General features: G+C 48.5%; 12 protein-coding genes. 5 read left to right on the forward strand and 7 right to left on the reverse strand.

Going from position 1 to position 14,118, the window contains the following annotated elements:
• Positions 1 to 86 precede the first annotated feature (86 nt).
• The 4 genes from L3V45_RS16650 to L3V45_RS16665 are packed head-to-tail and all read right to left on the reverse strand — an operon-like array spanning position 87 to position 2,094.
• Positions 87 to 446, reverse strand: coding sequence for a phage holin family protein (locus tag L3V45_RS16650; RefSeq protein WP_014418984.1), 360 nt, complete (start codon positions 444 to 446; stop codon positions 87 to 89).
• Positions 447 to 641 carry a PspC domain-containing protein gene (locus L3V45_RS16655; protein WP_003151448.1) on the reverse strand — a complete coding sequence of 65 codons (195 nt, stop codon included), beginning with the start codon at positions 639 to 641 and terminating at the stop codon, positions 447 to 449.
• Between the two features lie 4 nt (positions 642 to 645).
• Positions 646 to 1,743 carry a DUF4097 family beta strand repeat-containing protein gene (locus L3V45_RS16660; protein WP_003151446.1) on the reverse strand — a complete coding sequence of 366 codons (1,098 nt, stop codon included), beginning with the start codon at positions 1,741 to 1,743 and terminating at the stop codon, positions 646 to 648.
• A 24-nt stretch (positions 1,744 to 1,767) separates the two neighbouring features.
• Positions 1,768 to 2,094, reverse strand: coding sequence for a hypothetical protein (locus L3V45_RS16665; protein WP_003151444.1), 327 nt, complete (start codon positions 2,092 to 2,094; stop codon positions 1,768 to 1,770).
• Between the two features lie 198 nt (positions 2,095 to 2,292).
• Between L3V45_RS16665 and L3V45_RS16670 the strand changes: the two genes are divergently transcribed.
• Complete coding sequence (locus L3V45_RS16670) at positions 2,293 to 2,532, forward strand: hypothetical protein (protein ID WP_003151443.1); 240 nt, start codon at positions 2,293 to 2,295, stop codon at positions 2,530 to 2,532.
• Positions 2,533 to 2,580: 48 nt separating this feature from the next.
• On the opposite strand, the gene uvrA is transcribed toward L3V45_RS16670, so the two are convergent.
• The 3 genes from uvrA to L3V45_RS16685 all read right to left on the reverse strand — a co-directional run bounded on the left by uvrA (position 2,581) and on the right by L3V45_RS16685 (position 7,859).
• Complete coding sequence (gene uvrA, locus L3V45_RS16675; RefSeq protein ID WP_003151441.1) at positions 2,581 to 5,454, reverse strand: excinuclease ABC subunit UvrA; 2,874 nt, start codon at positions 5,452 to 5,454, stop codon at positions 2,581 to 2,583.
• Positions 5,455 to 5,461: 7 nt separating this feature from the next.
• Positions 5,462 to 7,447, reverse strand: coding sequence for an excinuclease ABC subunit UvrB (gene uvrB / locus L3V45_RS16680; RefSeq protein ID WP_003151439.1), 1,986 nt, complete (start codon positions 7,445 to 7,447; stop codon positions 5,462 to 5,464).
• A 175-nt stretch (positions 7,448 to 7,622) separates the two neighbouring features.
• Entirely contained in the window at positions 7,623 to 7,859 is a 237-nt protein-coding gene (locus L3V45_RS16685; RefSeq protein ID WP_003151438.1) for a CsbA family protein, read from the reverse strand.
• A 300-nt stretch (positions 7,860 to 8,159) separates the two neighbouring features.
• Here L3V45_RS16685 and L3V45_RS16690 point away from each other — a divergent pair, with 300 nt between their 5' ends.
• The 4 genes from L3V45_RS16690 to L3V45_RS16705 all read left to right on the forward strand — a co-directional run bounded on the left by L3V45_RS16690 (position 8,160) and on the right by L3V45_RS16705 (position 14,112).
• Positions 8,160 to 10,661, forward strand: a complete 2,502-nt coding sequence (locus L3V45_RS16690) for a PEP/pyruvate-binding domain-containing protein (RefSeq protein ID WP_236837110.1) — start codon at positions 8,160 to 8,162, stop codon at positions 10,659 to 10,661.
• A gap of 71 nt (positions 10,662 to 10,732) precedes the next feature.
• Entirely contained in the window at positions 10,733 to 11,356 is a 624-nt protein-coding gene (locus L3V45_RS16695; protein WP_003151436.1) for a TetR/AcrR family transcriptional regulator, read from the forward strand.
• Positions 11,329 to 12,666, forward strand: a complete 1,338-nt coding sequence (locus L3V45_RS16700) for an MFS transporter (protein ID WP_003151435.1) — start codon at positions 11,329 to 11,331, stop codon at positions 12,664 to 12,666. The genes L3V45_RS16695 and L3V45_RS16700 overlap by 28 nt, the downstream gene beginning before the upstream one ends.
• 162 nt (positions 12,667 to 12,828) lie before the next feature.
• Positions 12,829 to 14,112 (forward strand): BslA/BslB family hydrophobin, encoded by a 1,284-nt coding sequence (locus L3V45_RS16705; RefSeq protein WP_014305918.1) that lies wholly within the window; start codon positions 12,829 to 12,831, stop codon positions 14,110 to 14,112.
• Positions 14,113 to 14,118 lie beyond the last annotated feature (6 nt).

The following is a 14,118-nucleotide window of genomic DNA, read 5'->3' on the forward strand; positions in this document are numbered from 1 at the left end:
CCTCCCTATGCATTATGTTGCGTCAGGAGGCTGCCGCTTATGTAAACCGCACATAAAAAAGCTGCCCTCTCGGGACAGCTTGTTTTTTATCCTTTTCTAAGCGGCTCCAATATGCCTTTTTGGATCAGCAAGTGGAAAACGGACAGCACGACGGATGCCCAAATGGCGGTGCCGAACCCGTCAATCTGAAAGCTGTCTCCCATCAAGGCTGCGGTCATCATTAACGTAATGGCGTTGATGACAAACAGAAAGAGGCCGAGGGTCACAACCGTGACGGGCAATGTCAATATGACGATGATCGGTTTGATCAGCACATTTAACACAGAAAGAATCACACTGGCGATGACAGCCGCTCCGATACTGCTGATATGGACGGAATCAAAATATCCCGCGATAACGATTAATAATAAAGCATTTACTAAAATGCTGACTGCCCATTTGATCATTTATTTCAAATCTCCTTCTAAAGGTACAACAAAACACCAGATAATATATACAATCGGCACGATTCCGCTCGTGACAAGCGCTAATACAACGGTGATAATGCGCAAAAGCGACGCATCCATATTGATGTACTCCGCCAAACCGCCGACGACGCCGGCGATTTTACGGTTTTTTTCTGAACGGTAAAGTCTTTTCATCCAATCACCTCTGAGTATGCTTGAGCTTAATGGCTCCTGTTAACGATTCTGAGAAAATCGAGAGATGCTGATCATGGCCTTGATTTGATGCCAGCATCAGTTCTTTTTGAATGGTATCATTCTTTTCCTTTAAAATTTCCGCATCAATCAGCTCATGGCTGAGAGAGCCGAGATTGCTTTTGAGCTCCGCTTTCACCGCCGAATCATCAGGCAGGGCGATCTCCACGTTTCCGGTCGTCGTTTTCGTGTAGATGGAGCGGCAGTGCGGCGCTGTCACGGTAAGCATGATATTGCCGTTAAAGCTTTGAACGTCAATGGATTCACTCGATCCGCGCAAATCAATCAAGCCGTTGATCGTTTCCGCTTCAATCGCGCCGCATTGATGTCCGGCCAGCTTGATTTGTCCGTTAGCCGTTTCCGCCGACGCTTTCTCAGCCGTCAAATGAGAGAATGACAGAACGCCGTTTGTCGTTTTCGCCGAGAATTCTTTTACATGTAAATGTTCCCCTCTGATCGGTCCGTTAAACAGCTTCACTCTTATCTTATCGTACTCTTTCTGGGGAACATAAAGCGTAACATTGGTTTTCATCGTTTTCTTTTCCGTGCGGACAAAAAACTTATTGCCCTTCACTTCACACTCAATATGCTGAAGAAATGCGGTGCGCGCCGCCTCCTGACTGTCCGCCCGGTACACTTTCGCCTGGCACTCCGCTCTGATATCTTCATCCGCCCACGGCACGATATTGACGCTGCCGTTTGCAATCTGCATATCAATGGCCGAGAATTCACTGTCTTTAAATTGAAAAATATGCTGCACTTCGTGTGCGTGGCCGAAATTCAGATCAAGATCCGCTTCCTTCACTTTTTTGACGGCAGAATCAATCCAGTCGAACAGCTTCGCCCCGAGCGACGGCTTTTGGCTTCCTTTTGCACCGCTTTCGAAATCTTCCGCAGGTTCCTGAACCTCCGCAGATAACGCGGTGATCTGATCTTCTTTTTCTTTATATTCATGATCCAGTTTTTCAATGAGCGTCAGTGCTTCCTGCGCCGTCAGCATGCCGTCTTCCACAAGCTTTAAAATCCGTTCTTTCTCCTGTTTCATACAAAACTCCTCCCCCGACTTTTCTTACACCTGGCGTAACACCTTAATTCCCTGCACGATATTCCAAATGACCATTCCGATGAGGATCAGAAAATAAACAGCTGCTCCTGTTATCATAACAAAAACGGGCACCATACTCTCCCCCTGGGCCGTAATCAATCCGCCGACAACACCGGCGGTCACAATCAGCAAGCCCGCAAACGGAATGATATGGGAAATCAGAGCACGCATGGCATGCCGCTTCGTCTCTTTTTCATCGACGACAAAGTAAGCCACAATCGGAAGAATGAGCGGCGCGAGAAACACGCTGAAATAACAGATTGATGCGATAATCGCTTGATTTCGGTTCAATAAAAACACTCCCTGTGCCGTGATATAAAAAACCATTCCTTATACATACGTATGACGAATGAGCGGGTTTCATTTTCATGCTAAGGACATGCTTCGTTATACGTAATTTTTGGTTTCAGAGATTTCACTATAGAATCTTTTCCCCGAACCGATTACAATATGTAACAAAGCCTGACCGTATGCAAGGAGGACATACAAATGGAGAAAGATCCCGAAAACGCCCAAGTAACGGAAGAGAGTCTTCGAAATTTAATTCGCGAACAGAAAAGAATGAACAGCGAAATGCTGGCTGAATTGGAACAGATCAAAGCAGCCCCTCTTCCCATTTCCCATGATATCCAATATATAAAAGTGCTGCTGGACAGCAGCAGCACCCATATTCTGCAGGACTTAATGCATTTAAGCAGACAGCTTCCCCAACAGAAAAAAAGCCTGTAACAACAACAGCCCAAAACCGATGAGTTTTGGGCTGTTTTTATTGATCTATTACGTGGCTGCCGTTTCTTTTTCGGCCAGCAATGTTTTCATCCGTTTTTTATCGCGTTCCATTACCGGTTTCAGATAGCGGCCCGTATATGATTCTTTCACTTCGACAACTTCTTCAGGCGTTCCGGAGGCTACGATCGTGCCGCCGCCCGCTCCGCCTTCAGGTCCCAGATCGACGATGTAGTCCGCCGTTTTAATGATATCGAGATTGTGTTCAATGACCAAAACGGTATCACCGTTATCGACGAGTCTTTGAAGCACAACCAAAAGCCTTGCGATATCATCAACGTGGAGGCCTGTCGTCGGTTCGTCCAGAATATACAGCGTCCGGCCGGTGGAACGCTTATGCAGCTCGGAAGCGAGCTTGACGCGCTGCGCTTCTCCGCCTGACAGCGTCGTCGCCGGCTGGCCGAGCGTCACATACCCAAGTCCGACATCAGCAAGCGTTTGAAGCTTGCGTTTGATTTTCGGGATATTTTCAAAGAAAGACAGGGCATCTTCCACCGTCATATCCAGAACGTCAGAAATGCTTTTTCCTTTGTATGTGACCTCAAGCGTCTCCCGGTTGTAACGTTTGCCGTGGCACACTTCGCACGGAACGTACACGTCAGGAAGGAAGTGCATCTCAATTTTGATGATGCCGTCGCCGCGGCAGGCCTCACAGCGCCCGCCTTTTACATTAAAACTGAACCGGCCTTTTTTATAGCCGCGCACCTTTGCTTCATTTGTCTGCGCGAATACATCGCGGATATCATCAAACACACCCGTGTAAGTTGCCGGATTTGATCTCGGTGTCCGGCCGATCGGCGCCTGGTCGATGTCGATCACCTTATCAAGGTGGTCAAGGCCTTTGATCTCTTTATGGCTTCCCGGTTTCGCTTTGGCTTTATGAAGCTTTTGCGCAAGCGCCTTATGCAGAATTTCATTTACAAGCGTGCTTTTTCCCGAACCGGACACACCTGTCACCGCCGTAAAAGTGCCGAGCGGGAATTTGGCGTTCGCTTTTTTCAGGTTGTTTTCTGAAGCGCCTTTGATTTCAATGAACCGGCCGTCAGGCTTTCTTCTCTCCGGAGGCATCGGGATGAATTGAGCCCCTGACAAATAACGTCCGGTCAGAGAATCCGCATCATTCATCACTTCTTCAGGCGTCCCCGCCGATATGACGCGGCCGCCGTGAATGCCGGCGCCCGGGCCGATATCTATCAAGTAATCGGCAGCCATCATCGTATCTTCATCATGCTCCACGACAATCAGTGTATTGCCGAGATCCCTCATGTTTTTCAGCGCGCTGATCAGACGGTCATTGTCACGCTGGTGAAGGCCGATGGACGGCTCATCAAGAATGTACAGGACGCCTGACAAACGGGAGCCGATCTGCGTCGCAAGCCTGATACGCTGGGCTTCTCCGCCTGACAGCGTTCCCGCCGCCCTGCTCAGCGTCAGGTAATCAAGACCGACTTTATCTAAAAAGCTGAGACGCTCCACAATCTCTCTTAAAATTAAATCGGCAATCTGCATATCTTTCTCAGACAGCGTCAGGTTTTTGAAAAATTCCAGCGCATCGCCGACGGAAAGCTCGGTAATGGTGCCGATGTGGCGCCCGTTGACCAAAACGGCAAGCGCTTCTTTCTTCAGCCGGTAGCCTTTGCACGTCGGGCACGGCTTCTGTGACATGTACTGCTCCATCTGTTCACGGATATAATCGGAGCTTGTCTCTTTATACCGTCTCTCAATATTGCGCAGCACACCTTCAAATTCAATTTCATTTTCGCGCACTTGTCCGAAATCATTCTCGTATTTAAAGTAGATCCGTTCATTGCCGCTGCCGTACAGCACTTTATCAAGCTGATGCTTCGGCAGGTCTTTGACCGGAGTCTCCATATCAATGCCGTAATGGCGGCAGACCGCCTGAAGCAGCTGCGGATAATATTGTGAACTGATCGGCGTCCACGGAGCGATGGCGTGTTCCTTTAATGACAGTTCAGGATTGGGAATGACAAGCTCAGGGTCCACTTCCAGCTTCAAGCCGAGACCGTCACAAGTCGGGCAGGCACCGAACGGGCTGTTAAACGAAAACAGCCGGGGTTCAAGCTCCCCGATAGAAAAACCGCACAGCGGACAGGCGTGATGCTCGCTGAACATCAGCTCTTCCTGACCGATGACATCTATCATGACACGGCCTTCCCCTAAGCGGAGCGCGGTTTCCAGTGAGTCGGAAAGCCGGGCGGCAACCCCTTCCTTGACGACAATCCGGTCAATGACCACTTCAATGGAATGCTTTTTGTTTTTTTCAAGTTCAATATCGTCGGAAAGCTCGGCCATTTCTCCGTCAATCCGCACCCTTACGTAACCTTGCTTTCTGATTTGGTCAAGCACTTTGACATGGGCGCCTTTTCTGCCTGAGATGATCGGCGCAAGCACTTGAAGCTTCGTCCGCTCCGGATATTCAAGAATCCGGTCAACCATCTGTTCGATCGTTTGCGACGTAATTTCAATGCCGTGCTCCGGGCAGTGCGGCTTCCCGACTCTCGCGTATAAGAGCCGGAGATAATCATAAATCTCCGTTACTGTTCCGACGGTTGACCGCGGATTGCGGCTCGTCGTTTTCTGATCAATGCTGATCGCCGGAGAAAGCCCTTCGATCGCATCAACGTCCGGCTTATCCATCTGCCCTAAAAATTGGCGCGCATAGGCAGAAAGCGATTCAACATACCGCCTCTGTCCTTCCGCGTAAATGGTGTCAAAGGCAAGGGATGATTTTCCCGATCCGGACAGCCCCGTCACGACGACGAGCTGATCCCGGGGAATCGTTACATCAATGTTTTTTAAATTGTGCGCCCTTGCGCCTTTCACCTCGATCCGGTCAATTGCCATGTGTTCATCATCCTTCCGCTTTAAGCTCTAACAGTAAATCACGAAGCTCTGCCGCCCGCTCGAAATCAAGCGCTCTGGCCGCTTCTTTCATTTCGTGCTCCATTTGCTCAACGACTTTCTGGCGTTCTTTCTTCGTCATCTTCGCCAGTTTAGGCGCGGCTTTTGTTTTATATTCTTCTTTATCCTCAGCGGCCTGCGTCGCGCGGATCACATCGCGGATTTCCTTATTGATCGTTTGCGGCGTAATGCCGTGAATTTCGTTAAAGCGCTCCTGCTGTTCCCGTCGGCGCTTCGTTTCATTAATTGCGATCTCCATCGAATTCGTGATTTTATCGGCATACATGATGACGCGGCCTTCCGCGTTTCGTGCCGCCCGTCCGATCGTCTGAATCAGCGAACGTTCAGAACGGAGGAAGCCTTCTTTATCCGCATCGAGAATGGCGACAAGTGACACTTCCGGAATATCAAGCCCTTCCCTTAGCAGGTTGATGCCGATTAACACATCATGTTTTCCGAGGCGGAGGTCACGGATGATTTCAATCCGTTCAAGCGTCTTAATCTCGGAATGCAGATAATTGACCTTGATGCCGATTTCCTTGAGATAATCGGTCAGATCCTCTGACATTTTTTTCGTTAAAGTCGTCACGAGAACGCGTTCATTCCGTTCAATCCTCGCCTGAATCTCACCGATCAGATCATCAATCTGTCCTTCGATCGGACGGACGTCAATGAGAGGATCGAGGAGCCCCGTCGGTCTGATGATCTGCTCGATCATTTCCGGCGTATGCTCAATTTCATACGGTCCCGGAGTCGCCGACACGTACACGATATTGTGCATATGCTTTTCAAATTCCTCGAATCGGAGCGGACGGTTGTCAAGCGCTGACGGGAGGCGGAACCCGTGATCGACAAGCACCTGTTTTCTCGCCTGGTCACCGTTGAACATGCCGCGCACCTGCGGAATCGTCACATGTGATTCATCAACGACAATCATAAAATCGTCCGGAAAATAATCAAGCAGCGTATACGGCGTAGAGCCCGGCGGACGGAGCGTCAAATGTCTTGAATAGTTCTCGATCCCTGAGCAAAAACCCATTTCCCGCATCATTTCAAGATCATACCTCGTCCGCTGCTCAAGCCGCTGCGCTTCAAGGAGCTTGCCGTTTTCGTGCATCACTTTCAAGCGCTCCTCAAGCTCCTGTTCAATATTCAGAATCGCTTTTTCCATCTTTTCCGCCCGGGTGACGAAGTGGGAAGCCGGGAAAATCGCGACATGGTCACGGTCGCCGAGAATTTCTCCGGTCAAAGCGTCGACCTCCCTGATCCGCTCAATTTCGTCTCCGAAAAATTCCACTCTGATACAATGTTCGTCACGGGAAGCCGGAAAGATTTCCACAACGTCTCCGCGCACGCGGAACGTCCCGCGCTGAAAGTCGATATCATTGCGGGCATACTGGATATCCACAAGCTTTCTCAGCAGCTCGTTCCGCTCAATCTCCATTTCCGGTCTGAGCGACACGACCATTTCCCGGTATTCTTCAGGCGAACCGAGGCCGTATATGCATGACACACTCGCGATAATGATGACATCTCTCCGTTCAAACAGAGAGGATGTCGCGGAGTGTCTCAGCTTATCAATTTCATCATTAATGCTTGCGTCTTTCTCTATAAAAGTATCCGTTTGAGGCACGTACGCCTCCGGCTGATAGTAATCGTAATAGCTGACAAAATACTCGACAGCGTTGTTCGGGAAAAACTCCTTAAACTCGCTGTACAGCTGTCCGGCAAGGGTTTTGTTATGGGCAATGACCAGTGTCGGTTTGTTCACTTCTTTAATCAGATTGGACACGGTAAAGGTTTTGCCCGTCCCTGTCGCACCCAGGAGAGTCTGGTGTTTTCTGCCTTCCTGTATGCCTTTGACAAGCTTCTCAATCGCTTGCGGCTGATCTCCCTGGGGCTGATATTTCGAGACTAACTCAAAACGATCTTTCACAAAAAAGCCTCCGTTTCTTTACGAAATCTTCCTATTGATATAGTAACACAATGACGGGCAAAATCACTAAAAATACGAACTAAAGTTCGATGGTTTATTTTTACCAAGTCAATTTTTGTATAAAAAACCTGCTTTTATGGCGTAAAAGCAGGCATTCTATTTCATATTCACTATGTCAGGCATTGTCTTTCTTTTTGTCTGCTTCTTTTTTGGCCATGTACAGCCCTCCGGCCACCAGCGATACGACATCCAATCCAACGATAAAATACGTTTCGGTGTAACCCTTTAAATAGGATGCGAAAAGCAGTGCGGCTGTGAGAGCGATCGCCACATAGTGGTTAAACGTGACGCGCGTAAAAAGGACGACCAGCATAAAAGGGAAACATAATGCAAAAACGGCTTTTGTAATCACAAAAACCCTCCTCGGGAATTCTTCATCTCATCTGATTATAGTAAAAAATGAAGAATCGGACAATCGTTCCCCTGCTATCACAATACCCTTTTTCGGCAGTCTTCAATCATCTGTCAAAGAAAATGTGAATATAAATCCATTGAACCATTAACCAGATGAATCGAATTACCTTTCTTCAGCCGAAAGGATGAGAAGGTTTAGGTCTTTGTATCTTTGACAGTTTCTTCCTCCCTCTTTACAATGTAATGATAGTGTTTACTATCATTTTCTTGGATGAAGAAAAAAAGGGGGTCATACCGCATGTATTCAGTGCGATTTCAAAAAGCGGAAGAATCGAGCCGCTCTGCAGGAGCAAAAGGAATGAACCTGATTAAACTGACGAAAAACGGGCTGCCCGTTCCCGGCGGTTTTATCATTCAGACGAATGCCCTGACACGTTTTATGGAAGACAACGGGCTTCAAGCAGATCAGGAACAGCTGGAGCGCGCCATTATGAACGGCACGTTTTCAAAAGAGCTTCGGGAGGAACTGACCGCATCGTTTTATGAATTGAGAGAATCATACGCCTCTGTCGCCGTACGTTCCTCCTCCGCGTCCGAAGATCTTGAAGGCGCTTCTTTCGCGGGACAGTACGAAACCTATTTAAATATCAAAACTGAAGAAGAGTTTCTCGGAAAAGTGAAAGAGTGCTGGGCTTCCTTCTTCTCGGCGCGGGTCAGCGGTTATAAAGAGAAAATGAACAATGACACCGCAGAACCGTTAATGGGCGTTGTCGTGCAAGGTCTGATCAATTCCGAGGTTTCAGGGGTCATTTTCAGCCGCAACCCCGTCACACATGATGACGGAGAACTGATGATCAGCGCGAGCTACGGCCTCGGAGAAGCAATCGTCTCCGGCAGCGTGACGCCCGACACATTTATCGTCAATAAAGACACATTTCAGATTGAAAAAGAAATCGGCTTAAAAGAAATGTATATCGTCTCTAAAGACGAAGGCGTGACGGAAAAAGAGACGTCCGCTGACATGAGAAACCGCTTCTGCCTTGATGACGAGAGCGTCAAAGAGCTTGCCATGCTGACGATAAAGACGGAAGAACTGTACGGTTATCCCGTGGATCTCGAATTCGGATTTGCCGAAAATAAGCTGTATCTGCTTCAGGCCAGACCGATTACAACGATCGCGCAGGATCAGAAAGCGGCAGACGAAGAACGGGAATTTATCATGACGCCCCGGGATCAGAAAGATTTTTGGCTCAATATGGAGTCCAATATAGAAGGTCCCGTCAGCCCGTTATTCGCTTCACTCATTGTGCCGGCTTTGGAATACGGCCTCAAAGAGAGCACGAAGACCTTCCCTGTGATGGGCATCGAGATTGAGCGTGTCAAACTTCATCAGGGCCATGTTTTTTCCAGACAGCATAAGACGAACGACAAGCTGCCCGCAGAACAGTTAGAAGCGCTTTTCCCCGTCTTGGCTGACCGCATGTACGATATTATTCAGGAAACCTTTCTGCCTTTTTATCAAAAGCTGGACGAACTGGCGCATACAGACCATACGCCGGAGACTGCCATTGATGCGTTCCGAAACCTGCAAGACTTCTATTTAAAAGGATACGCAGAACATTTCAATATTGTCTTTCCGCAGGTTGCGTTAAACATGATACTGGAATCTATGTACGGACAGGTTGAGAAAGAAAACACCTCCCTTCTGTATGAAATGCTGGCCGGCGTCATGAATAAGTCATTGGAGACCGACAGACAGCTCTGGCTGCTTTCCGGACAAGTAAAAGACAGCCCTGAGCTGCGGCGCGTCTTTACGGTTTCTCATGCCGATGAGCTGCATCAGACGCTTCTGCAATCAAATGAGGGAAAACGCTTTCTCGAACAAGTCGGCGAATTTTTACAGGAATACGGCTGGAGATCCGTGAAAAGTCATGATCTCATTGAAGAAACTTGGGCGGAAAACCCTTATTTCGCTTTGGCCAACATTCAGAACTATGTCCGAAACGGATACGATTTTGACAGTGAGTTTCATAAAACGATAGAAAAACGAAAACAGCTCTACGCCGACTTTATGGATAGAATTGAAGATGACGGCTTCCGGGAGACATTTGACCGCTATTATCAGTGGACATTGTCTTCATCCGTCATCAAAGATGATCACCATTTTTATATTGATGCGATGCTGGACGCCAAAGCGCGCCTTTGCCTTCTGAAAATCGGCGAGCTGCTTCAAAAACAAGGCGTAATCGATGATCGGGAGGATATGTGGTACTTATACAGCGATGAAGTCGAGAAAGCGCTGGCGTCGCCGGTTCCGATGCAGGAAAAAGCCGCTGAACGAAAACGGCTCTTCCAGCAATATCAATTGCTTGAAGCCCCCGCTTATCTCGGGACTCCGACTTCGGAACAGCTGAAAACGGCTGAACAGATTACCGGCTCCATCACAGAAGATGAAAAAAATACTGAACATCAAATTTACGGACTTGCAGCGTCAAGCGGAATCGCAAGCGGACCGGTGAAAGTCATTCGTGACGCAAGTGAATTTTCCCGTTTTTCAACAGGAGACGTGCTTGTCTGCAAAATGACGACACCGCTTTGGACCAGTCTGTTCCAGGATGCAAAGGCCGTCATTACGGACACGGGCGGCATCCTGTCACATGCGGCGATCATCGCGAGAGAATACGGGCTCCCGGCCGTTCTCGGCACACGTGCCGCGACTGACAGGCTCAACGACGGAGATATCGTCACGGTAGACGGGACAAACGGCAAGATTACGATTGTCAAACGCGCTTCATGCTAGGTTTCCCTCTTTATTGACGGGCAGGGCGGGTGTATACTTGTCCTGCCAGTATTTACGCGAGGTGAAACATGTTGAGAACGACGAACAAGAGAATTATTGACGCCGCGATGAATCTGATCATCCAAAAAGGATACCGCGCAGCGACAACAAAGGAAATCGCAGAAAAAGCAAAAGTAAGCGAAGCAACGATTTTCCGTAATTTTAAAAACAAACAAGGATTAATGAAAGCCATGATTGAACAGCAGGCGCCGGTTCCGGAAAGCATGATCACCAAGGCGGAAGGCGATCTGTATGAGGATCTTCTTCATTTCGCCGCGACCCTTCTGCAGCAATTGGAACAAAAAAAAGAAGTGTTCCGCATCTGCCTGCGCGAACCGGAACTATTCGAAGACGTCCTGCAGGATATTGTCGTATATCCGCAATCCGTGAAAAAGCATTTAATCGTTTACTTTAAGGAGCTGACAAAGAAAAATATGATAAGCCCCGGCAGCGAAGAAGCTAATGCAGACGTCTTTATGACGATGATTTTCGGTTATTTTATACACCGGCTGCAGCTGGGGAAAAGAGTCATTACTCTCTCTGAGGAAACGATGCTGAAACACAGCACTGAGATTTTCATGAAAGGCATTACCGGCCGGTCATTTTCCGGCTCCAAGGAGGATGAAGGATGGGTTCAAAGAAAGAATGGGCGCTGATCGTTTCGCTTTTGCTGGGAGCCATACTCGTTCCCATCAATTCTACGATGATCGCAGTCGCCCTTTCATCCATTTCCCGCTCATTCAGCGAATCAATTGCCAGCATCACATGGGTAGTGACCGTGTACTTAATCGTGATGGCAGTGACACAGCCCATTGCCGGCAAACTCGGTGATATGTACGGTAACAAAAAAATGTATTTATGGGGCGTCGGCCTTTTTCTCATCGCATCATTGGGGTGCGCCCTCTCGCCAAGTCTTTTCTTATTGATTTTCTTCCGGGCGCTTCAGGCTGCCGGCGGCGCTTTGCTTACGCCAAACAGCATCGCCATCATCCGCCATGTCGTGTCTGAAAAACGGCTTCCGAAAGTATTCGGCTTTTTCGGCCTCGGCGCCGGGCTGGGCGCAGCTCTCGGTCCGTTTATCGGCTCTCTATTAATTGAGAGCTTCAGCTGGCATTCGATCTTTTGGGTCAACATTCCGTTTCTTGCGATCGCACTCGTGACGGCATTAATGATGTTTCCTAAATATAAAGAAGAAACGTCTGACGCTCCGCTTGATATCATCGGGTCCGTTTTGCTTGCCGGAAGCATTGTATCTATTATTCTTCTGACGAAAAATGAAAGCTCTTTGGGCTATTGGGTGTACGCGCTGCTCATTCTCGTATTGGTTCCGCTATTTTTCAGGCGGGAACTGCGCACGAAACATCCGATTATTGATTTTGATCTATTTAAAAACACGACCTTTACGAGCGCCAATCTGTCGGTTCTGTTAAGTAATTTAATGATGTACGCCGTGTTATTGATTATGCCGCTCTTTATGACCGGCCACTTCAGCATGAACACGTCGCACAGCGGCATGGCGCTGTCAGTCTTTTCTGTTTTCATGTCCGCCAGCAACTGGGGCGGAGCTCAGCTGCATCAGAAATGGGGCGCGCGAAGAATGATTTTTCTGTCCTTCGGGCTGATGGCCGCAGCCAATCTCTTATTTCTGCTTTTGGTTTATTCCCATTCCGTTCCGTTTCTTATGGCATCGCTTATTGTAGGAGGCATCGCGTCAGGTGCGGGGCTGACTAGCATGCAGGTATCTTCTCTTGCGACGGTAGAACCGGGCATGTCCGGCATCGCATCCGGGATTTTCTCCACCTTCCGTTATTTCGGAAGCATTATTTCTTCAGCACTGATCGGTTTAATCTCCGGGTTTCATATTCTGTTTATCATATTGATCGGAGTTTCTGTGATCGGCTTGTTCGTATCGCTTGGAATTAAGTCCGGGGAAACCGTTCAGACGAAAAAAAGCCATTCGGCATAACGAAAAAGGTTCCGTAAGCATCAGCTTTCCGGAACCTTTTCTAGTTTTCCTTCTTCATTTTCTCTCTCAAAGTGTCACCGCACTCCCCCGATGCATAGAGTATCGCAATGCGGTTTTTCTCTATGAGATTCTTTTTATTTAAAAGAGAAAAGAGGAATGTAAATGGCTGAGAATCCAGATCAAATTCGCCCGTTGGCACCGTCTCTTACGGTCACGGCCGTTCAAAACAGCATAGAAGGAACAGCGTCAGATCTCGTTCTTACCTATTCGCCGAATTCCGTGCTTTCGTTAGGCGGAGTCGTATTCCGTCTGCCTGAAGGGTTTACCGCCACAACGAATGACACCCTCAACAACAATAACTTAACTTCTTCACAACTATCAGAAGGCGGCAGAAAAGTCACTTTGCCATTGACGCTTGATCTTCTCGGACTTGCCCAGTTCACGCTTGTGCTGAAAAACAAAACACTCCCGGCGGCAGGCACGTATACCTTTTCTGCAGAGAATACGGTGCTGATCATCGGTTCGCTTCTGCCGGCTTCCGCGGATCTCACTGTGAACCCGGCAGCTTTTGCGTATGTGACCAACTATTTAAGCAACCATGTCGGCGTCCTCAATAAAATGACCGGCACGGTTTCAAGTGTCATTCCGGTGGGAGCAGCACCGCTGGGCATTACGATAACGCCTGACGGCAGATTTCTGTACGTCTGTAATTCAGGAGAAAACAGCGTATCCGTTCTCTCAACCGAGACAAATAGCGAGGTCGAGAGAATCCCGGCAGGCGCGTCTCCTTATAAAATCGCCGCTTCGCCAAACGGAAACTTTATATACGTCACCAACCAGCAAAGCAGCAATGTATATGTGATCAGCACACAAACCAATACCGTCACCTCAGTCATCCCCGTCGGCCTTCTGCCGACAGGCATCGCCGTATCGCCGAACGGACAGCTTGTCTATGTGCTGAATACCAATACAAACACCGTTTCAATCATCCGCACGTCAGACAATACAGTGGCGGCAACCATTATTATGCCGTACAGCTCTCCTTCAGATGCCGTCTTTTCGCCAGACGGAAGCAAGGCTTATATGACAAACCTTAACAGCAACAACCTCGCCATCATCGATACCGGCACAAACACGATCATCGATACCGTCAATACGGAGCTGAATCCGCTCGGTGTCACGGTAACGCCTGACGGGGCGAAAGTGTATATTTTAAACTCGAGCAGCAGCACCGTATCTGTGCTGGATACCGCTGCAAACACGATCACCGCGGTTATTCCGGTCGGTCTGTATCCGTTCAGCGCCAAACCGGCAGCTGACGGAACACGTATCTTCGTCACGAATTTTTTCAGCAATCTGATTTCCATCATCGACACGGCATCCGATACCGTCGTCGGCGCCATTACCTCAGTATTGTATCCGGCTGACATCGTAATCCGGCCGTAAAAAAAA

Source organism: Bacillus sp. R45, assembly GCF_021729365.1.
Classification (GTDB): domain Bacteria; phylum Bacillota; class Bacilli; order Bacillales; family Bacillaceae; genus Bacillus; species Bacillus velezensis.